The organism is Streptomyces lanatus, assembly GCF_014655715.1.
GTDB classification, from domain to species: domain Bacteria; phylum Actinomycetota; class Actinomycetes; order Streptomycetales; family Streptomycetaceae; genus Streptomyces; species Streptomyces lanatus.
This window is the reverse complement of record NZ_BNBM01000001.1, coordinates 467629-488729: the sequence shown is the minus strand read 5'-3', so window position 1 is coordinate 488729 and position 21101 is coordinate 467629. Positions and strand designations below refer to the sequence as shown.

At 69.9% G+C, this 21101-nt stretch carries 17 protein-coding genes and 1 pseudogene; 10 read left to right on the top strand and 8 right to left on the bottom strand.

Annotated elements, in window-relative coordinates; genetic code table 11:
- Positions 1–30: 30 nt before the first annotated feature.
- Positions 31–840: pseudogene (locus IE325_RS02115) on the bottom strand (SAM-dependent methyltransferase).
- Positions 841–872: 32 nt separating this feature from the next.
- On the bottom strand, positions 873–1736 hold the full coding sequence (locus IE325_RS02110) for a Sco1979 family transcriptional regulator (protein WP_190067885.1): 864 nt from the start codon (positions 1734–1736) through the stop codon (positions 873–875).
- A gap of 227 nt (positions 1737–1963) precedes the next feature.
- Here IE325_RS02110 and IE325_RS02105 point away from each other — a divergent pair, with 227 nt between their 5' ends.
- Complete coding sequence (locus tag IE325_RS02105; protein WP_190067884.1) at positions 1964–2389, top strand: hypothetical protein; 426 nt, start codon at positions 1964–1966, stop codon at positions 2387–2389.
- Here the strand turns inward: IE325_RS02105 and IE325_RS02100 are convergent.
- Positions 2371–3201, bottom strand: a complete 831-nt coding sequence (locus IE325_RS02100; protein ID WP_190067883.1) for a helix-turn-helix domain-containing protein — start codon at positions 3199–3201, stop codon at positions 2371–2373. The genes IE325_RS02105 and IE325_RS02100 overlap by 19 nt on opposite strands.
- A 179-nt stretch (positions 3202–3380) precedes the next feature.
- Here IE325_RS02100 and IE325_RS02095 point away from each other — a divergent pair, with 179 nt between their 5' ends.
- Positions 3381–3683, top strand: a complete 303-nt coding sequence (locus tag IE325_RS02095) for a 4a-hydroxytetrahydrobiopterin dehydratase (RefSeq protein ID WP_190067882.1) — start codon at positions 3381–3383, stop codon at positions 3681–3683.
- A 5-nt stretch (positions 3684–3688) separates the two neighbouring features.
- Positions 3689–4423, top strand: coding sequence for a class I SAM-dependent methyltransferase (locus IE325_RS02090; RefSeq protein ID WP_190068488.1), 735 nt, complete (start codon positions 3689–3691; stop codon positions 4421–4423).
- Here IE325_RS02090 and IE325_RS02085 read toward each other — a convergent pair.
- On the bottom strand, positions 4392–4868 hold the full coding sequence (locus IE325_RS02085; protein WP_190067881.1) for a hypothetical protein: 477 nt from the start codon (positions 4866–4868) through the stop codon (positions 4392–4394). The genes IE325_RS02090 and IE325_RS02085 overlap by 32 nt on opposite strands.
- Positions 4865–5344, bottom strand: a complete 480-nt coding sequence (locus tag IE325_RS02080; RefSeq protein WP_190067880.1) for a hypothetical protein — start codon at positions 5342–5344, stop codon at positions 4865–4867. Before IE325_RS02080 ends, IE325_RS02085 begins: the two co-directional genes overlap by 4 nt.
- A 39-nt stretch (positions 5345–5383) precedes the next feature.
- On the opposite strand from IE325_RS02080, the gene IE325_RS02075 reads away from it, so the two are divergent.
- From IE325_RS02075 to IE325_RS02060, 4 genes are all read left to right on the top strand, one after another.
- Positions 5384–6334 (top strand): helix-turn-helix transcriptional regulator, encoded by a 951-nt coding sequence (locus tag IE325_RS02075; protein ID WP_190067879.1) that lies wholly within the window; start codon positions 5384–5386, stop codon positions 6332–6334.
- 97 nt (positions 6335–6431) lie between these two features.
- Positions 6432–8282 (top strand): rhamnogalacturonan lyase, encoded by a 1851-nt coding sequence (locus tag IE325_RS02070; protein ID WP_308437623.1) that lies wholly within the window; start codon positions 6432–6434, stop codon positions 8280–8282.
- Positions 8283–8392: 110 nt separating this feature from the next.
- Positions 8393–8854 carry a MarR family winged helix-turn-helix transcriptional regulator gene (locus IE325_RS02065; protein WP_190067877.1) on the top strand — a complete coding sequence of 154 codons (462 nt, stop codon included), beginning with the start codon at positions 8393–8395 and terminating at the stop codon, positions 8852–8854.
- Positions 8855–8912: 58 nt separating this feature from the next.
- On the top strand, positions 8913–10568 hold the full coding sequence (locus IE325_RS02060; RefSeq protein ID WP_190068487.1) for an MFS transporter: 1656 nt from the start codon (positions 8913–8915) through the stop codon (positions 10566–10568).
- Positions 10569–10572: 4 nt separating this feature from the next.
- Here IE325_RS02060 and IE325_RS02055 read toward each other — a convergent pair whose 3' ends face one another.
- Together IE325_RS02055 and IE325_RS02050 are read right to left on the bottom strand one after the other, a co-directional pair.
- A complete protein-coding gene (locus IE325_RS02055; RefSeq protein WP_190067876.1) occupies positions 10573–13230 on the bottom strand; it encodes a cellulose binding domain-containing protein in 2658 nt (885 codons plus the stop codon).
- Between the two features lie 112 nt (positions 13231–13342).
- The gene (locus IE325_RS02050; protein WP_190067875.1) at positions 13343–16258 is read right to left on the bottom strand and encodes a glycoside hydrolase family 48 protein; all 2916 of its coding nucleotides are present in this window, start codon (positions 16256–16258) and stop codon (positions 13343–13345) included.
- A gap of 367 nt (positions 16259–16625) precedes the next feature.
- On the opposite strand from IE325_RS02050, the gene IE325_RS02045 reads away from it, so the two are divergent.
- Complete coding sequence (locus tag IE325_RS02045; protein ID WP_190067874.1) at positions 16626–18344, top strand: glycoside hydrolase family 6 protein; 1719 nt, start codon at positions 16626–16628, stop codon at positions 18342–18344.
- A gap of 110 nt (positions 18345–18454) precedes the next feature.
- On the opposite strand, the gene IE325_RS02040 is transcribed toward IE325_RS02045, so the two are convergent.
- Complete coding sequence (locus IE325_RS02040; protein WP_190067873.1) at positions 18455–19261, bottom strand: phytanoyl-CoA dioxygenase family protein; 807 nt, start codon at positions 19259–19261, stop codon at positions 18455–18457.
- A 100-nt stretch (positions 19262–19361) separates the two neighbouring features.
- On the opposite strand from IE325_RS02040, the gene IE325_RS02035 reads away from it, so the two are divergent.
- Positions 19362–20267, top strand: coding sequence for a class I SAM-dependent methyltransferase (locus tag IE325_RS02035; RefSeq protein WP_190067872.1), 906 nt, complete (start codon positions 19362–19364; stop codon positions 20265–20267).
- 125 nt (positions 20268–20392) lie between these two features.
- Complete coding sequence (locus IE325_RS02030; RefSeq protein WP_190067871.1) at positions 20393–21094, top strand: SDR family oxidoreductase; 702 nt, start codon at positions 20393–20395, stop codon at positions 21092–21094.
- Positions 21095–21101: the final 7 nt, after the last annotated feature.

Genomic DNA, 21101 nt, shown 5'->3' with positions numbered 1-21101 from the left:
CGGAGAACCCCGTCCCGGCACCCGTACGGGTCAGGGCTTGCGGGCGACCCCCGCGTACACGGGCACGATGCCCTCCGCCTGGGCCGCCACGTCCTCCGGCCCGGGGCGCCAGCCGTAGACGGGGATGATGCCGGGGCCGAGCAGCTCCAGGCCGTCGAAGAAGCGGGAGAACTCGGGCAGGGAGCGGGGGTGGAACGGGGTGCCGCCGCGCCGGAAGTGTTCGGCGGCCTTGTCGATCGCTGCGGGGTTCAGATCGGGGGTGACCTGGGAGAGGATCAGATGGCTGCCCGGGGCGAGCGCGGCGACGTATCGCTGGAGCAGGCCGTACACGTCGTCGCCGTCGTCGCTCAGGTAGTGCGTCAGGGCGACGAGGGACAGCGCGATCGGCTCGGCGAAGTCGAGGGACTCCCTCGCCCGGCCCAGCAGGGCGTCGATGTCACGGACGTCGGCGTGCACATAGCTCGTGCGGCCCTGAGCCGACCCGTGCAGCAGCGCCTCCGCGTGCCGCAGCACGATCGGGTCGTTGTCCGCGTAGACGACCTTGCAATCCGGGGCGACGCCCTACGCGACCTGGTGCAGATTGGGCTCGGTGGGGATGCCCGTGCCGATGTCCAGGAACTGGCGGATCCCGGCCTCGGCGACGGTGCGCACGGCCCGGTGCATGAACCGGCGGTTGGCCCGCGCCCCGCGCAGGACCGTGCTGTCCGCGGCGAGGATCCTGCGGGCCAGTTCCTCGTCCACCGGGTAGTTGTCCTTGCCGCCCAGCCACCAGTCGTAGACGCGCGCCGGATGCGGCCGGCTGGTGTCGATACGGGTGGGCGCGGACTCGGATCCGGACATGTGGGGTCGTCTCCTCGGCGGTCAGCAGGGGGTCAGCAGTCCTCGCGGTACTCCCGCAGGATCTTCTTCGTGCGCTCGGCCGACGCGGCGGCCGTCGACATGTGGTCCAGGACCTCCAGATGCGCCGCGACCTCCCTGCGGGAGTCCAGATACAAGGCGCCGCTCAGATACTCCGTGTAGACCATGTCGGGCAGCTCAGGCTCGGCGAACCGGAACAGCGTGAAGGGCGCGTACGTCCCCGGGTGCGGGCCGGAGGCGAACTCGGCGATCTGCAGCGTGATCCGGTCCCGCTCGGCGAACTCCAGCAGCTTGTCGACCTGGCCCCGCATCACCGCGCCACCGCCGCTCACCGGCCGCCGCAGCACCGTCTCGTCCATGATCACCCACAGGTGCGGCGGCTCCGCGCGCTCCAGCAGCCGCTGGCGCTCCATGCGCAGCGACACATGGCGCTCTATCGTCTCCGGCCCCGCCTGCCCTATCGTCCCCGCCTCCAGGACGCCACGGGCGTACTCCTCGGTCTGGAGCAGTCCGGGCACGAAGTGCGGCTCATAGGACCGGATGATGCGGGCGGCGCCCTCCAGGCTCACATACAGGCTGAACCAGTCCGGCAGCACATCGTGGAACCGCTGCCACCAGCCCGGCTGGTTCGCCTCCTCGGTCAGCGACACGAACGCGGCGGCCTCGTCCTCCGGTACGCCGTACGTCTCGAGGAGCACCTGTACGTACGGGACCTTCAGGGCGACCTCGGCCGTCTCCATCCGCCGTACGGTCGCCGCGGTGACGCGCAGCACCCTCGCGGCCTCGTCACGGCCCAGCCCTGACGCCTCCCGCAACTCCTGCAAGCGTTTACCGAGCACCACCTGGCCCACCGTCGGGGCCGGCCGCCGCTCACTCACGCCACGCCTCCCCTACGCGCCGAAAGTACGGGGTGCAGTGTGCCATGTTCCGGTTTCCGGTGGGGGCGGACGGGGTCGTGTGCGGGTGACGCGGTCATTACCCGCCAGGTAATCGACCTGCCCGCCCGTCCGCGAGACCGTTGAGGCACCGGATCCCGGGCCGGCGCACTCCGTCCCGGGACCCGGCCCCACCACCGCAACCCGACCTCGACGGAGGGTGATTCACCATGTCCGCCACCTCGCTCGCCGCCCTCGCCCGGACCTCCGACCCGCAGACCGTGCTGCGCCGCTTCCTGGCCCTGGACGCGGTGGTGACCGGGGCGAACGGGCTGGCCTATCTCGTCGCGTCCGGCCCGCTGGGACGGCTGCTCGGCGTCGACCGGGAACTGCTGCTGATCCTGGGCGCGTTCCTCGCCGCGTACGCCGGTGCCGTCGCGTTCCTCGCCTCCCGCGCCCGCCCCGCCGACCTCCCGGTACGGGCCGCGATCGAGGCCAACCTCGCCTGGACCGTGCTGAGCCTCGTCGCGCTCACGCTGTGGCTGTCGCCGACCACGACGGGCGCGGTGTGGACGGTGCTCCAGGCGCTCACCGTCGCCGGGTTCGCCGGGCTGCAGTACGCGGCCCTGAGGATCCGTCAGGGTAGCAGCGACTGAAGGTACTTGACCGTCGCCGGGTCGGCCGGGAGCAGCGTCTCGATGGCCAGCTCGGCGACGGTCACGTCCATGGGCGTGTTGAACGTGGCGATGGAGGAGATGAACGACAGCACCCGGCCCTCGTGCTCGATCCGCAGCGGCAGCGCGAAGTACGGGACGGGCTCGGCCGGTTCGGCGCCGGGCGCGTCATCCGGCACCGGGTACGCCGCCACCTCTTCGTACAGCTCGCGCAGCGGCTCGGAGCGGTGCAGGGCGATCTGCCGTTCCATCTGGGCGAGGAGATGGCCGCGCCACTCGCGCAGATTGCGGATGCGCGGTGCGAGACCCTCCGGGTGCAGGGTCAGCCGCATCGCGTTGAGCGGGGGCCGGAGGAGATGCTCGGGGAGGTCGTCGAGGAGCATGAGGATGCCCCGGTTGGCGGCGTGCACGTTGTACATCGCGTCGACCACGAGCGCCGGGTAGGGCTCGTAGCCCTGGATCAGCTGTTCCATGCCCGCGCGCAGCGCGTCCAGCGCCGGGTCGTCCAGCGGGGTCTCCGGGAAGCGCGGGGCGTAGCCGGCGGCCAGCAGCAGCGCGTTGCGCTCACGCACCGGTACCTCCAGGTGCTCGGCCAGCCGCAGCACCATCTCCTCGCTCGGCCGGGAGCGGCCCGTCTCGATGAAGCTGATGTGCCGCGCCGAGGAGTCCGCCCGCAGCGCCAACTCCAGCTGGCTGACCCGGCGTTGCTCGCGCCAGGCCCGCAGCAGGGGGCCGACGCCCTGGTCGGCGGGGGTGGCGGCGGTCCGGGTGGCGCGGGACGGGACGGGGGTCATGAGGACGACGGTAGTCGAGGACGGCGTGGGACGAAGGCCTGATGTATGTCGGCCCCCCTTGGCGTCCGGTCGCCGGAAGTGTGCGCCGCCGACCCCGGGGGCATGCGTCTGACCAGGGCGTCGTGCCCGGACTGTGGCAGGCTGAAGAGGAACCCTCCCGTTCAGGAAGGAGCGAGGCCATGCCCCTCGAACCGCTGTCGCAGAAGGAGATCGAGGACCGGCTCTCGGAGCTGCCGGGCTGGTCACAGGAAGGCGACCGCATCGCCCGCTCCTACCGGCTCCCCTCGCACTTCGCGGCCACGGCCATGGTCGTGCACATCGCCCAGGTCCAGGAGGAGCTCGACCACCACTCCGACCTCACCCTGGGCTACAACACGGTGTCCCTCACCGTGAACACGCACACCGTGTCCGCCGTGACCAAGCGGGACTTCGCCCTGGCCCGCAGGATCGAGGAACTCGCCCCCGGCCACGGAGCCCAGTGACGCCGGTGCTGGACTACGACAAGGAAGCCGAGCGCTACGACGCCTCACGCGGCGGCGAGCCCCGGGCGGCCGCCGCCGCGGAGGCGGTGCTCGGCCTCCTCCCGGAAGGAACCCTGCACCTGCTGGATGTCGCCTGCGGCACCGGCATCGTGACGCGCCGGCTCGCCGCCCGCCTGTCCGTGACGGGCGTCGACCTCACACCCGCGATGGCCAGGCAGGCAGCCGCCCGCGTGCCCGGCGCGGTGGTGCTCGCCGACAGCCGTCGCCTGCCCTTCCGGGACGGCCGGTTCGACGCGGTCAGCAGCGTGTGGCTGCTGCACCTCGCCCCGACCGCCGAGGACGTACGGACCATCATCGGCGAGTGCGCCCGGATGCTCCGGCCCGGCGGGGTCTATGTCACCACCGTCGACAAGGCCGCCGCCCACAATGTGGGCAGTGACATCGACGCGGTCATGGCCGCCCGGCCGCGCCGCCCGGCCCGGGACACGGCGGCCCTCGTCGAGTCCTGCGCCCTCGCCCACGGCCTGGTCCCCGCAGGACAGGCCCGCTTCACCGGGCACGGGCAGGGCCGCAGCCCCCGCCGCACGGTCGCCGACCTGCGCCGGGGCTGGTTCGTCAGTGTGCCGCCGGGCGGGGCGCTCGCCGACGGGTTCGCCGACCGCCTCGCGCGACTCCCCGACCAGGACCGCGCCCGGCCCGACCCGGTGTTCAGCCTTCGGGCGTTCCGAAAGCCCGGGTGAACTCCATGATCCAGTTGGTCAGCCAGGTCTCCCCGTCGTCGATGGAGAACGCCTGCTCCCAGCGGGCCGACCCCACCGACAGCCCCGACCACTCGAACCGCACCCACACGTCCTTGCCGCTGTAGCTGTCGAAGCCGTGGAACTCCCCGCGACCGCCCTCGAAGCCGCCGACGACCGGCGGGAACAGCGTGCCGGTGACACTGGACGCCCAGTACAGCGACCACTGCCCGCTCTCCCGGTCGAAGAGCCGCAGGGTCGCCCCCTTCGCCGACAGATGCGGCATGTCGACCTCGTCGAGGTTCGCGGCCCCGTCGAACAGCGACCAGCAGCGGCTGGTCCCGGGGAACTCCTCCCAGTCGCTCTCCGGGTCGAGGAAGTCGGTGCGGCGGTGGTGGCGGACCACCCACTCGCCGTGGAAGAAGTCGAAGTCGTTCGGGCTGCTCATGTGCGGTCTCCAGTGGTTCCCTCGGGCAGGGAGTCGGCCAGGTAGCCCGTCAGGTCCGGGACTTCGGGCGCGAGTATGTGGCGTATCCAGGCGTCCCGCTCGTGCTGGATCGGGGGGAGTTCCCAGACGCAGCCGATCCACGGCAGGTCAGGCTTGATGAAGTGGGTGGGGTCCCGGTCCGGGCAGCCGAGGGCCGGCTGGCCCGCCGAGGCGCCCTTGAAGTGCAGGACGTTGTCCCAGACCCAGCTGTAGACGTTCAGATAGGCGCCGTCGTCCCCGCCCCGGTGCAGGACGACGAAGGTCGCCGGGGGAGTGCCGTCCGGTTCGGGCAGCAGCTCCGGCAGGATCTCGTACGCCGCCTTCTCGACCTCGGGCGCGATGCCCGCCGGGTCGGCGGTGACGTGGTAGCGCTTGATGTGCCGTCCGGCCACCTCGATCGGCGGTGGCACGGTCAGCAGTTTCTCCTTGAAGGGCATGACGCGACGTTAGGGCCGCTTCACTGACATCCTGTGTCAGTGAAGTCCAGCCGACTCGTCTCCGTCCTCCTGCTGCTCCAGACCCGTGGCCGGATGACCGCCGCCCAGCTCGCCGAGGAGCTGGAGGTGTCGGTGCGGACGATCTACCGGGACGTCGAGGCCCTCGGCGCCGCCGGGATCCCGGTGTACGGCGACGCGGGCCACGCCGGTGGCTACCGCCTCCTCGACGGCTACCGCACCCGCCTCACCGGACTCACCGCCGACGAGGCCGAGGCCCTCTTCCTCGCCGGCGCCCCGGGCCCCGCCGCCCAGCTCGGCCTCGGCTCCGTCCTGGCCGCCGCCCAGCTCAAGGTCCGCGCCGCCCTGCCACCGGAACTGCGCGGACACGCCGACCGGATCAGCGGCCGCTTCCACCTCGACGCGCCCGGCTGGTACGCCGACGCCGATGACACGCCCCACCTCCCGGCGGTCGCCGACGCCGTCTGGAACAGCCGGACCCTGCACGTCCTGTACCGCCGCTGGCGCGAACCCACCGACGTGGAGCGCCGCCTGGAGCCGTACGGTCTCGTCCTCAAGGCGGGCCGCTGGTACGTCGTCGCGGGCCCGGGCCCTCGCACCTTCCGCGTCGACCAGATCCTCCAACTCGCCGACACCGGTGAGGAGTTCGCCCGCCCCGACGACTTCGACCTCGCCGGATACTGGGCCGCCTACCAACGGGACTTCCACGATCGGCTCCGCACCGGCCGCGCGCTGGTCCGGCTGGCGCCCGGCGTGACCCTCGACCGCACCGCCGACCACCGTACGGAGGACGACGGTTGGACCCGGGCCACCGTCCCCATCGAGTCCGTCGACCACGCCCACGCCGACTTCCTGCGGCTCGGCACCGGCATCGAGGTGCTCGAACCGCTCGAACTACGGGAGCGGATCGCCCGGACGGTCGCCGAACTGGCCGAAAGATACGGCAACTCGCGCACGCACAGCGGCGACTGAGGGAACGGAACCCGTCCGTCCTCCCGAGGAGGTACGTCACGTGCAGCACCGCAGACGCCGGGCAACCCTCGCCGCTACTCTCGCCACAACCGCCCTGATGGCCGCCGGACTCACCACCCTCAACGGCGCCGGAACCTCCCCCAGGCTCGAACCGGCTTCGCTCGGCTCGCCCGGGGGCACCCCCATGGCCGCCACCGCCCGCCAGGTCGAGGCGCTCGACCGGGGCGTCGTCAGCGTCCACACCTCAAGCGGCAACCTGGTCAGCTGGCGCTGGCTCGGCACCGACCCGAACGACGTCTCCTTCAACGTCTACCGGGCCGGTACGAAGGTCAACTCCACCCCGATCACCGGCTCCACCAACTACTTCCACTCCGGCGCCCCCGAACAGGCCGACTACACCGTCCGGGCCGTCGTGGGCGGCGTCGAGCAGGCCGACTCCGTGCACGCCATCCAGTTCCGCCCGGGATACAAGGACGTCCCCATCAGCCCGCCTTCCGGCGGCACGACCCCCGACGGAGTGGCCTACACCTACGAGGCCAACGACGCCTCGATCGGCGACCTCGACGGCGACGGCGCCCTCGACATCGTCCTCAAATGGCAGCCCACCAACGCCAAGGACAACTCCCAGTCCGGCTACACCGGCAACACGATCGTCGACGGCATCAAACTCGACGGCACCCGGATGTGGCGCATCGACCTGGGCCGCAACATCCGCTCCGGCGCGCACTACACGCAGTTCCAGGTGTACGACTACGACGGCGACGGCAAGGCCGAGATCGCCATGAAGACTGCCGACGGGACGAAGGACGGCACGGGTGCGGTGATCGGCAGTTCGTCCGCCGACCATCGCAATTCCTCCGGCTACGTCCTCTCCGGGCCCGAGTACCTGACCATGTTCAACGGGCAGACCGGCAAGGCGATGGGGACGGTGGACTACGTCCCGGCCCGGGGGACGGTGTCGTCATGGGGCGACTCGTACGGCAACCGGGTCGACCGGTTCCTCGCCGGTACCGCCTACCTGGACGGGTCCCGGCCCTCGCTCATCATGGCGCGCGGCTACTACACCCGTAGCGTCATCGCGGCCTGGGACTGGCGGAACGGTGCCTTCACCCGGCGCTGGACCTTCGACACCAACTCCTCCACCAACACAGGGAAGGGGTTCGACGGGCAGGGCTCGCACAGTCTGTCCGTCGGGGACGTCGACGGCGACGGCAAGGACGAGATCGTGTATGGCGCGATGGCCGTCGACGACAACGGCAACGGCCTGTGGACCACGAAGACCGGCCACGGCGACGCCCAGCACCTCGGCGATCTCGACCCCGCGCACGCGGGCCTGGAGTACTTCAAGGTCTCGGAGTCCACGAGCCAGCCCGCCGAGCTGTACATCAACCCGGCCAACGGCTCGGTGAACTGGAAGCTCGCCGCCTGCTGCGACAACGGCCGGGGCGTGGCGGGGGACATCTACGCCGGGAACGACGGCGCCGAGGTGTGGTCCGCCTCCGACACCTCCATCCGCGACGAGGCCGGCGCCACCAAGGGCCGCGAGCCGTCCTCCGTCAACTTCCTGTCCTGGTGGGACGGCGACACCGTACGCGAACTCCTCGACGGCACCCGCATCGACAAGTACGGCACGTCCGGCGACACCCGTCTCCTCACCGGCTCCGGCGTCTCCTCCAACAACGGCACCAAGGCCACGCCCGTGCTGTCCGGCGACATCCTCGGCGACTGGCGCGAGGAGGTCATCTGGCGCACCAGCGGCAATACGGCGCTGCGGATCTACTCCACGCCGTACGAGACGAACACGAAGATCACGACCCTGCTGCACGACACGATGTACCGGACCGGGCTCGCCTGGCAGAACACCGCCTACAACCAGCCACCACACCCGGGCTTCTTCCTCGGAAATGGCATGGCTACGGCCCCCCGGCCGACGGTGTACACCCCGTGACCTGCTGAAAAGGGCGGTCACCCCCAGCTCAGGCGGGTGACCGCCTCTCTTACCCTCTTTTTAATAGGCAACCTATATAGGTGCGTGATACGACTGTGGGTGTGGACGGAATGGAACAGCCGGAAGACACGGCCCACGCGCTGGCCGAGATCGCCGGGATCGTGGTCCGGAGCCTCGCGGACCGTCGGGGCATGAGCTTCACGACCGCCTCCACGCTGGGTCGGCTGGAGCGGGAGGGCCCGGCCCGGCTGACCGTGCTCGCGGCGGCGGAAGGTGTCGCCCAACCGTCGATGACGCAGCTCGTGCAGCGGCTGGAGCAGCAGGGGCTGGCCTCGCGGATCAGTGATCCCGACGACGGGCGGGTCAGCCTGGTCGCCATCACGGACGCCGGGCGCACGGTGCTGGCCGAGCGCAGACGGGAGCGGGAGGCGAGGCTGGTCAGCCTGCTCGCCACCCTCCCGGAGGACGAACGACAAGCGCTGGGCGCGGCCATGGGCACCGCCCTGCCACTCGTCCGGCGCATGGTGAACGCAGCGGAGAGAGCAGGCCATGGCCACCGAGGAGACAACTGACCGCGCGGGTACCGGCGCTGGGGGCGAGGGCGTCCGAAAGCGCACCCGTACCGCTTGGATGGGCGCCGACCACCCCCGCTACAAGTGGGTGGCCCTGACCAACACCACTCTCGGCATCCTGCTCGCCACCATCAACAGCTCGATCGTGCTGATCTCCCTGCCGGGCATCTTCACCGGCATCCGGCTCGACCCGCTCCAGCCCGCCAACGTCAGCTATCTGCTGTGGATGCTGATGGGATACATGCTGGTCACGGCGGTACTGGTGGTCGCCCTCGGGCGGCTCGGCGACATGTGGGGCCGGGTCCGTATCTACAACGCCGGATTCCTGATCTTCACCGTGACCTCGGTGATCCTCTCCCTCGACCCCTTTCAGGGGGCGGGCGGGGCGCTGTGGCTGATCGGCTGGCGCATAGCGCAGGCAGTCGGCGGCGCCATGCTGATGGCCAACTCCGCGGCGATCCTCACCGACGCCTTCCCCGCCCGCCAGCGCGGCATGGCCCTCGGCGTCAACATGGTCGCGGGCATCGCCGGATCGTTCCTCGGCCTGGTGCTCGGCGGGGCCCTGGTGACCTGGAACTGGCGCTCGGTCTTCTGGGTCAACGTGCCCATCGGCGTCATCGGGACGGTGTGGGCATACAAGTCCCTGCACGAGACCGGCGTCCGCACACCCGGCCGGATGGACTGGTGGGGCAACCTCACCTTCGCCGTCGGCCTGACCGCGCTGCTCGCAGGCATCACCTACGGCATCCAGCCCTACGGCGGCCACACCATGGGCTGGACCAACCCCTGGGTGCTGGCCGGGCTGATCGGCGGCGTCGCAGTACTCGCGCTGTTCTGCGTGATCGAGACCAAGGTCGCCGAACCCATGTTCCCGCTACGGCTCTTCCGCGACGCGGCATTCGCGGGCGGCAACCTCGCCGCGCTGCTCGGCTCCATCGCACGCGGCGGGCTCCAGTTCATGCTGATCATCTGGCTCCAGGGCATCTGGCTGCCCCTGCACGGCTACGACTACGCCGACACCCCGCTGTGGGCGGGCATCTACATGCTGCCGCTGACCGTGGGCTTCCTGGTCGCCGGGCCGGTGTCGGGCTATCTGTCGGACAAGTACGGGGCGAGGCTGTTCGCCGCCGCCGGATTTGTGGTGATGGCCGGGTCCTTCGCCGGGCTGCTCGCCCTGCCGACGGACTTCGCCTACGGGCTCTTCGCACTCCTGGCCTTCCTCAACGGCCTCGGCGGCGGCCTCTTCGCCGCGCCCAACACCTCGATCATCATGTCCAGCGTGCCGGCCGAGGCACGCGGCGCCGCCTCCGGGATGCGCGCCACCTTCCAGAACGCGGGCATGGTCCTGTCGATGGGCGTCTTCTTCTCCCTCATGGTCGCCGGGCTCTCCGGCTCCCTGCCGCAGACGCTGACCTCAGGGCTGACGGCGCAAGGCGTCCCGGCCGACGCGGCGCACGCGGTGGCCGGACTCCCACCGGTCGGCGTCCTGTTCGCCGCGTTCCTGGGCTACAACCCCATCCAGCATCTGCTCGGCGGCACCATCCTCGGAGGCCTCCCGCCGGACAACGCCGCACACCTCACCGGGCGGGAGTTCTTCCCCAACCTGATCTCCCAGCCCTTCCACGACGGCCTGGTCGTGGTCTTCTCCCTCGCGATCGCGATGTCCCTGGCCGCCGCGGCCGCGTCACTGATCCGCGGCCGCGGCGGCCGGTGACACCTCAGCCCACCGTGCAGCTCTGCTCACCGAGCCGGAACGCCGTAGGTCTCGCGTTCGCCCCCGACCAGCTCCCCGTGAACCCGAAGCTCACGGACGCCCCAGCCGCGACATTGCCGTTCCAGCCGACGTTCTTCGCGGTCACCGCCGAACCCGACTGCGTGTACTCGGCGTTCCACACCTGCGTCACCTTCTGCCCGTCCGCGAAGGACCACCCGAGCGACCAGCCGTTCCAGGCGCCGGAGCCGATGTTGGACAGCTGCACATCCGCCTGGAAGCCGCCGGACCACTGATTGGTGACCTTGTACGTCACCGAGCAGGCGCCGGTCGGGTCCGGGTCCGGGTCCGGGTCCGGATCCGTCGTCCCGCCGTCCGCCGTGTCGCCGTAGACGACCCCACGACCGTTCGTCGACACATATACCCGCCCGTACACCCGCGGATCACCCGTGATCGCCGCCCCCGTCCAACCCCACTGATGGGCATCGTCGTTGATACGGGTCCAACTCGCGCCCTTGTCGGTGGAGCGGAAGATGCCGCGTACGCCGCCGATCTTCGCGCTGGTGTAGAGCGTCTGGTACGACGCTCCAGGCGCCGCCTTGCCGAAGCCGACGGTGTCGGCCTGCTCGACGCCGGCGAGCTTGGTGAAGGAGGCACCCGCGTCGGTCGAGTGCCACAGCCCGTACGCCCCGTCCGGCGCACCGCCCGCCAGCCACACCTCGCCCTTCACACCGGGCAGCGCCTTGAAGCGGACGCTGTCCCCGCTCGGCAGCCCGGTCGCGGAGGACGCGGTGAAGGTCGCGCCCCCGTCCGAACTGACGTAGAACTTCCCGGACTTGAAGCCGTAGAAGGTCTTAGGGTCCACCCGGTCGGACTCGACGACCGCCCCGGCCGGTATGCCGCTGGAAGCGGCCCACGAGTTACCGAACCCCGTCGTGTACTGCACACCCGCACCGGCGGGGCTCCACACGAACCGGCTCCCGTCCGACGCCGCCGCGACCGTACCGCCGCCGCTGACGCCCGAAGGGTCGGTCCCCGCGAACCAGTTGGCGCCGTTGTCGGTCGAGAACACGATGTGCGGCCCGGAGTCCAGATCGCCCACTCTGACCACCGTACTGGGACTGGACTCGGCGAAGTCGAGACTCGTCGTCGTGGTGAAGTTCGGCTGGGTGAACATCATCGGCGGGACCTTGGTGAGGTCGGTGTGCCGGAAGCCGCCGACGTCGCCGAGGGCGCTGAGGAGCGGGGCGCCGGACGGGGGAGAGGCGAGGTCGTTGACCGCCGTCTCCTCCAGGCCCTGCACCATCGGCCTGATGGTGAACCGACTTCCGCTGTCCCAGTTCGTCAGATCCTCGGTGCCGTAGATCGTCGCACCGGTCCCGTACATCATCCGGTTCGAGTCGAACGGGTCGATCTCCAGCGCCTCCGTCATCCAGCCGAGCTTGGGTGTCTGCTCGGGCGGTGACGGGTTCGCGCCCCAGGTCAGCCAGGGTGAGGACGAGACGTCCATGGTGTATCGGTTGGCGCGGTCGGGGTACGACGTGTAGTCCCACGCCTTCGTCCAGGTCCCGCCGCTGTCCGTCGAGCGGAAGATCTGGGTGTCCGGCCACCAGGAGCTGTATGCCGTCGCCATCACCGTGCCCGGTTTCTGGCGGTCGACGGTCAGACCGGCGAAGCCGTAGTAGGTGTCGGCCTCTGCGACCGGGCTGATGTCGGTCCAGGCGCCGGTCGCCGTCGCGTACCGCCACAGCCGGCCCTTGCCGCCGTCGTACGGCCCGCCCTTGTCGCTGTAGGCGAGATAGAGGTAGCCGTTCGCCGCGTCCAGGACACCCTTGTGCGCCAGATATCCCGTCGGCTGCCCGGCGACCCGTGACCAGGTCGCCCCCGCGTCCGTCGACCGGTACACGGCGTTGTCCTTGTCGGCGACCCCGACGTAGATCGTCCTGGTCGCGTTCCCGGCCGTCCCCGTGGACTCGCCGAACGTGACCCAGACGATGCCCTGGTTGTCGCTGGCGTACCCGCTGGTGTCGCTCGGATCCTGCACGTAGTTGCCGACGTTGGGGAAGTTCGCCACCTGCGACCAGGAGGCCCCGGAGTCCGTCGACCGCCATAGGCCCTTGCCGCTGGGCGCGCCCAGATACAGCACGCTGTTGCGGTTCGGGTCGACCGCGAGCCGCTCACCCATGCCACGTCCTGGCATGTTGCCGCCCAGCTTGAAAGGCAGCGCGGCCTTCTGCCAGCTGGCGCCCCGGTCGGCGGATCGCATCACGGCACCGTTGCCCGGGTCCCAGGAGTTGGTGTACGTCCCGACCGCCGCGTACACCTTGTCCGGGTCCACGGAGTCCGACGCCAGACTCACCACCCCGGTGTGCCCCCAGTCGTCCCACCCGACCGAGTCCAGCAGCGGCGTCCAGGTCTTCGACGACTGCTGCCAGCGGTAGGCGCCGCCGATGTCGGTACGGGCGTAGGCGAGGTTCTTCTCCTTGCGGTTGAAGACGATGCCGGGCACGAAACCGCCGCCGTCTATGCGGGCGTTCTTCCAGGTGTAGGTGTCGGCGGTGATCGACACGTCCGTCGACGCGTCGGCGGCGAGTGCGGGTGGGGTGCCCGCGAGGAGACCGGCCGCGAGGGCCAGCGCGGCCGTGAGGATGCGTGTTCTTCGCACGGTGGGGGTCCTCTCCTTTGGCAAGCGCTTGCTATTCGGTACGGCGACAGCCGGGCGACCCCCGTGCGGGAGGGGGGTCGCCCGGCGCTGTACGCAGAGCGTCAGCGGGGACTTATTCGAGGAGCTCCGCGTACGAGCCCATGGCCAGGGCGATGTCCGCCTGGGCCCAGAACCGGTGGTACGTGAACGACGGCACCGCGCCGCCGGCCAGATATGCCTCGATCTTCGACCAGGCCGGATCGTCCTCATAGAACGACCGGATGGAGTCGAAGGTCGACGACGAGCTGATCGCGTCGCCGTTCGGCATGGTGCCGGTCCAGCCGGACGGGATGTAGATCGCGTCGTCGAAGCGGTTGTAGTCGGCGCGGTTCTCCGGGACGGCGATCCCGAGGGCGTCCTGGTAGTTGCCCCACATGCCGTCGAGGAGCGCCTTGGCCGTGGTGGCGGCCTGCGTGTCACCGGAGCGGTCCGCGTAGTACGTCAGGGTCTTGGCGTACGCGGCCGTCACACCGACGTCGTTGGTGTAGTCGGCGACGGTGACATGAAGTCCGTTGTTCGCACCCGGACTTGAAGCGTTCCAGGTGTCCGGCTGCCCCGACCACTGAAGCGTCGACGGAATCCGGTACGTCCCGTCAGGGTTGACGGTCGTCTCGGACAGTGCCCAGTCGACCCACTTGTCGAGGACGGCCTTCGCGGACGCGTTCCCCGTCTGCTGGTAGTACTCGGCCACCCGCTCCATCGACCACGCCTGGAAGCCGAACCACTGGTTGGACGGCGGGTCGTGGTAGACGGGCTGCTGGTCGTAGTACATGCCGTAGAAGGTCGACCTGCCGGTGGGCGGTGTCGCGTACCGGCCCGCCCAGCTGTTGGTCGCCCCGCCCGCGATCGCGCCCTCGCTGGACTGCAGCCAGCGATAGAACTCGATCTGCCGCTCCAGGGACTTGGCCCAATCCGCCTGCCCCGTCGCCGACTTGGGCTTCAGATCCGCGTACGAGCTCAGCGCGTACGCCGCCATCGGGTTCTGGTAACCCCCGTGCGTATGGCTGGAGCCGATGCGCCAGGCCCAGCCCGCCGAGGTGTCGGTGGCGCCGCCCCAGGCGTAGTACCAGGAGAGCAGATAGTGCGAGGCGTCCTTGCCGGTGCCGGCCGGGCAGCTGGACGGCCCCACGCAACTGCCGATCTTCTTGAAGTACTTGTCGTACATCGCGTACCGCAGATAGTCGCCCATCTTCGCAGCCTTGGACACGGTCGCGGAGATGTCGCCGCCCTTGCCCTGCTCGTCGGCCCACTTGTCCGCCCAGTACGCGGCCTGCACCGCACGGGCGTCGGCGTCCGGGGCGTTGGTGAACTTCCACTGCTTGGCGTACGACGCGTCACCGGTGAAGAGGTCCAGGTAGCCGTTCCTGCCGCCGTACTTGAACTGGTCGCACGTCGGCTGCGGCACCGTCTCCCACACCGATTCCTGCGCGCCGCGCTGGAAGGTGTTGATGTACGACGGCCCGGTGTCACCCGGCCCCGCCTCGCACTTGCCCGGCGAATTGCCGTACCCGTAGACGTTGTCGACGTCCTGCAGCCAGTGCATGCCGTAGACGTCGTCGGTGCCGTACGCGCTCTTCAGCTCACCGGCGATGGGGTCCGAGCCGACGGAGACCGACGAGTCGAGCTTCGCCGGGTACTCGTTGGGCGTGTCCAGCTCGGGCGCGTACGTCGCCGGCTTCGAGGCGTTGTAGAAGGAGTTCGTCGGCTGGTCGGCGTGGGTCGGGATCATGTACTTCTCCATGATGTCCCAGGCCCCGTTGAACTTGGACCAGTCGCCCGTGACCTTGCCGTACATCGCCTGCAGCCAGAGAAGGTAGCTGTAGGCCTCCGACGTGGTCTCATGACCGTGGTCCGGCGCCTCGACGATCAGCGTCTCGACCGAGTGGTAGGGGATGCCCTCGGGCGAGAAGTAGCCGTTCGCCGGGTTGGTGATCTTGCCGTACAGCTCCAGGAAGCGGGCGTCGTACGCCTTCGTCGCCGCGATCTGGGTGACCGTCACCGACGCCTTGGCGTGCCCGCCGGCCGTCGACTCGAAGGTCGCCGCGCCGGTGCCGGAGCTGCCGGCTGCGATGGTGACCTTCTGGGCGGTGTTCCAGTTCGAGGGCGTGAAGGTGAGCGAGGCGCCGCCGGTCACCGACAGGCCCGTGTTGCCGCTCGCCCGGGCGGTGGAGACGGTGACGTTGGCCGAAGGCTGCGTTGACAGCTTCACGTCATAGGTCGCCGACTTGCCCTGCTGGATGGGGAGTTGGGCCGGTGTGGCCACCACGGCGGGACCCGAGGCGACCGTGACGCCGACCGGTGTGGACTCCGCGGATGCGCCCAGGCTGTCGTACGCCTTGGCCAGCAGCGAATGACTGCCCACGGTCAAGCTGGAGACCGAGAGCGCGTACGGCGCCGTGGTGTCGGTGCCCAGCAGCGTGGTGTCGTCGTAGAACTCCACCTTGCCGATGGTCGCGTTGTCCGCGGCGGCCGCGGTGGCCGCGAGCGGGACGGCGTCGCCCTGCGAGTAGACGGCGCCCGCCGCCGGGCTGGTCAGCACGGTGATGGGGGGTTGGTGGGCGCCCGTGCAACTCGTGCCGTTGATGGCGAAGTTCGTGGGCGCGGCATTGCTGCCGCTGTAGGTGAACTGCGCACCGGTGGAGACCGCGGCACCGGCGGCGATCCGCCCGTTGTGGCCGGCATCCTTCACGGTGACCGTCTGACCGGACTGCGACCAGGTGCCGTTCCAGCCGTTGCCGAGCTTCTGGTTGCCCGTGTAGCCGTACGTCAGGGTCCAGCCGTCGATGACGTCCGTACCGCGGTTGGTGAGCGTCAGCTCCGCGGTGAAGCCGGAGCCCCAGTCATTGGTCTTGTAGTCGACACTGCACTGAACCGCCGCTGCCTGCGCGGGTGTCGAACCCGTGCCCAGCATCGTCAAGGGAAGAGCGAGGGCCGCGACTGCGGCCGTCCAGAACCTTCGTACGGCTCTGCGTCTGCGTGGGGGATGCACGTGCTGGTTCCTCCTTGCGGCTCGGAGAAGTCAAGGCTTGAACCAGTGGGAGCGCTCCCATAGTGGGGACGGGGGTGCAAGGGGTCAAGGTGCTTGAAGAGTCGAAAAGATTCGATGAGTTCAGTTGAGCAAAAGTCAGTAACTCCCCTGTCCTTTACCGTCACTTGGCGCTAACTTCAAAAGCACCAGTGGGAGCGATTCCATCAGTCGACGCGTCCGTCACGACGCGCCGGAGCTGCAAGGAGTCGCTCATGCGACACCCCTCACGTTCAGTACTTTTAGCCGTCGTCGGCACCTCCTCCTTGCCTCTTGCGCGCCCTGCACGGACGAACCGTCAGCACCCGCAACCAAGAAGGAACCCGCACTCATGAGTCGTACCAGAACAGCGATGCTCGCCGCCCTGGCGCTGGTCGCCGGGGCCTCGGGAACCGCGCTCGCCGCGGACCCCGGCGGAATCGGCACGGCCGCCGTGCCCTGCACCGTCGACTACAAGGTGCAGAACCAGTGGGACACCGGCTTCACCGCCGCCGTCACCGTCACCAACCAGGGCGCCGCCAAGTCGAACTGGTCGGTGAAGTGGTCGTACGCCGGCAACCAGAAGGTCACCAGCGGCTGGAACGCGAAGATCGGCCAGAGCGGCGCCGATGTCACCGCGGCCAATGAGACCTACAACGCCACGCTGGCGACCGGAGGTTCGGTCAGCTTCGGCTTCCAGGGCACTTACAGCGGCAGCAACGCCATCCCCGCCACCTTCACCCTCGACGGCGTGACCTGCAACGTCGACGACGGCGGTGGCGGCCCCACCGATCCGCCGGACCCCGACCCCACCGGCCCCAAGGTCGACAACCCGTACTCCGGCGCCAAGGTGTATGTGAACCCGGAATGGTCCGCGAAGGCCGCCGCCGAGCCGGGCGGAAGCCGGATCGCCAGCCAGCCGACCGGCGTCTGGCTGGACCGGATCGCCGCGATCAACGGCGTCAACGGCGGCATGGGCCTGCGCGACCACCTCGACGAGGCCCTGACCCAGAAGGGCTCCGGCGAACTCGTCGTCCAGCTGGTCATCTACAACCTGCCGGGCCGCGACTGCGCCGCCCTCGCCTCCAACGGCGAGCTCGGCCCGACCGAGCTCGGCCGGTACAAGACCGAGTACATCGACCCGATCGCCGCGATCCTCGCCGACCCCAAGTACGCCGCGCTGCGGATCGTCACCACGATCGAGATCGACTCCCTGCCCAACCTCGTCACCAACACCGGCAGCCGTCCCACCGCCACGCCCCAGTGCGATGTGATGAAGGCCAACGGCAACTACCAGAAGGGCGTCGGCTACGCCCTCAACAAGCTCGGTGACGTGGCCAACGTCTACAACTACATCGACGCCGGCCACCACGGCTGGATCGGCTGGGACGACAACTTCGCCCCCAGCGCCACGGTGATGAAGGAGGCGGCCACCTCCGAGGGCGCCACCATGAACGACGTGCACGGGTTCATCGCCAACACGGCGAACTACAGCGCGCTGAAGGAGAACAACTTCACCATCAACGACTCCGTCGGCGGCAAGTCCGTCCGTGAGTCGAAGTGGGTCGACTGGAACCGGTACACCGACGAGCTGTCCTTCGCGCAGGCCTTCCGCCAGCAGCTGGTGACCACCGGCTTCAACTCCGGTATCGGCATGCTGATCGACACATCGCGGAACGGGTGGGGTGGCTCTGCCCGGCCCGCCGGTCCGGGGGCCACGACCGACGTCGACACCTATGTCAACGGCGGGCGCTACGACCGGCGCATCCACGTCGGCAACTGGTGCAACCAGTCGGGGGCCGGGCTCGGCGAGCGGCCGCAGGCCGCCCCGGCGGCGGGCATCGACGCCTACGTCTGGATCAAGCCTCCGGGTGAGTCCGACGGCGCCAGCTCGGAGATCCCGAACGACGAGGGCAAGGGCTTCGACCGGATGTGCGATCCGACGTACACGGGTAATCCGCGCAATGGCAACAACATGTCCGGTGCGCTGCCGAACGCTCCGCTGTCGGGGCACTGGTTCTCTGCGCAGTTCCAGCAGTTGATGCAGAACGCGTATCCGCCGTTGTCGTAGAGGAGTGACGGCGGCTGCGGGTTCGCTGTGGCTGGTCGCGCCCACGCGGCGGAGCCGCAAATCGGATACAGCCCCGCGCCCCTTAGGGCGTCGTAGTTCGCCGGGGTTGGTCAGATCTCTTGGGCCAAGCCCCGGCGGATTGCGAACTCCACCGCTGAGTAGTTGCCGTCCGGTCGCTCCAGCTCCAGTGGTACCGACGTGTGCAGGGGCGGCTGGGCCATGAAGCGCGGGCGGGTGCCGTGGTGGGGCTGGGCGGCGTGGACCAGGAAGGGGTGGCAGAGGTAGACGTCGCCGGGGCGTCCGGTGGCGTGGGCGAGCGGGCGGTGGGCCGAGGCCTCGGCGACCTTCGGGCCGAGCTCCAGGAAGGAGGCGCCCTTCTCGCCGTACGGCTCCAGGACCTTCGGTACGTCGAGATGTGAGCCGACCCTGATGCGGGTCGGGGCGTCCGCCTCGGTGACCTCGCTGAACAGGAACAGCATCAGCAGCGCGCGCTCCTTCGAGGCCAGATTCGTGTGCGGGTGCTCGGCGCCCTCGGGCACATAGCTGGCCTCGATGTGCCAGCCCGCGTCGTCCGGTTCCTCCTCGTGCGGGAACCGCAGCGGGAAGCTGCCCAGCGAATAGCGCGACTGCCAGCGGTCCTCGCCCACCAGCAGATCGAAGGCCTCATGCAGGGCGGGTGTGTTGGCGGCGGCCGCGAAGGGGCCCTGCGCCATGTCGTACACCCAGTGCACGGGGTCCTTCCAGGTCGCCGGGTCCTGTGCGTCGTATCCCGTCTCCCGCCACAGCAATCGCGCGCAGTGCTCGGCGACACGAGGCGGAAAGGCGCCCTCGATCTTCACGAACCCGTCGCGGAGGAAGCGCTCCACCATCTCGTCGTCCATCGGACCATCGTGGGTGCTCGGACCCGTCGGCCGCATCCGATTTTTTTGCCTCGCTTTTGCCGTTACGGCAAGGACAGTGGCCCCGCGACGGTGCGTCGGCGCACGCTGGCGTCACCAGAGGGAGAGGCTGACGAGCATGGCGCACAACCACCACGGCGACCACGGTGACCACCACGCCGGTCACCACCACCACGACCACGCCGACATCGACTGGGGCGAGATGGCTCCGCTGCTGGAGGCGCAGGCGGAACTGTTCACGCCCCTGTACGAGCACGCCATGGCCTGGCTCGCCAAGCGGCAGACCGAGCCGGGGCTGGTCGTCGACGCGGGCAGTGGCCCGGGCGTCGTCGCCTGTCTGCTCGCCGACACCTTCCCCGGCGCCCGCATCGTCGCCGTCGACGGATCCGAACCGCTCCTGGAGCGGGCCCGGGCGCGTGCCGAACGGCTCGGGGTCGCCGACCGCTTCGGCACCCTCGCCGGTGAACTCCCGGAAATCCTCGACGACTTGGACTACCCGGCCGATCTGCTGTGGGCCAGCCGCAGCCTGCACCACCTCGGCGATCAGCGCGCCGCCCTCGCCGCGTTCGCGGACCGGCTCGCGTACGGCGGCACCCTGGCCCTCCAGGAGGGTGGGCTGCCCACGCGGTTCCTGCCCCGGGACATCGGGTTCGGGCGGCCCGGGCTCCACGCGCGGCTCGACGCACTGGAGGCGGAGTGGTTCGCGCAGATGCGCGCCGACCTGCCCCGCTCCGTCGCCGAGACCGAGGACTGGCCCGCGCTGATGACCGCCGCCGGCCTGAGGCCCTCCGGCACCCGCACCTTCCTGCTCGACCTGCCCGCCCCCACCACGGACCGCGCCCGGGCCTACGCCGCCGCCGTCCTCACCCGCATCCGGGAGGGCGTCGCCGAGCGCCTCGACGCCGACGACCGCGCGACCCTCGACCGCCTCCTCGACCCGGAGGACAAGGCGAGCGTCCACCATCGCCCCGATCTGTTCGTCCTGGCGGCGCAGACGGTGTACACGGCGGTCCGGACCAGGTGACCGGGCCCGGGTGACCTAGCCCGGGTGAGAGGCCTTGACTTCGAGAGTTCTCCAAGTGATGGAATCCCCGTCGTCCGAATCGGGACACCGGGATATCGGGACACCGGGATACAGGGGGAACCTTCATGAACGACTCTCCGGTCGCGCTCATCACCGGCGGCGGCAGCGGCATCGGCGCCGCCGTCGCGCGGCAACTGCTGGACGCCGGGCACCGGGTCACCGTCACCGGTCGGGGTGAGGCGCGGTTGCGGGCCTTCGCCGAGGAACTCGGGGAACCGGAAGGTTTGTTGGCCATCGTCGGGAACGCCGCCGAGTACACCGACGTCCAGGTGGCGGTCGACGCGACGCTCAAGGCGTTCGGCCGACTGGACACGGTGGTCGCCAACGCGGGGTTCGCGACCCACGACACGGTCGCCGAGGGTGACCCGTCCGGCTGGACCGAGATGGTGCTGACCAACGTCCTCGGCCCGGCCCTGCTCATCCGCGCCTCCATCGACGCCCTCAAGGAGACCCGCGGCCGGATCGTGCTGGTCGGCAGTGTCGCCGGGTTCGTGAACGGGCCCGGCAACATCTATGGGGCGACCAAGTGGGCCGTGACGGGGCTCGCCGAGAACACCCGGCGACAGGTGACCGACTGGGGCGTGGGCGTCACCCACATCGCGCCCGGCCGGGTCGAGACACCCTTCTGGGACAGCTACGGCAGCCTGCCGCCCGGGCATCTGCTGACCGCCGACCAGATCGCCGACTCGGTGGTGTGGGCCGTCCGGCAGCCCGACGGCGTGGACGTCAACACCGTCGTCGTACGGCCGCTCGGGCAGCCCAACTGACGTACCG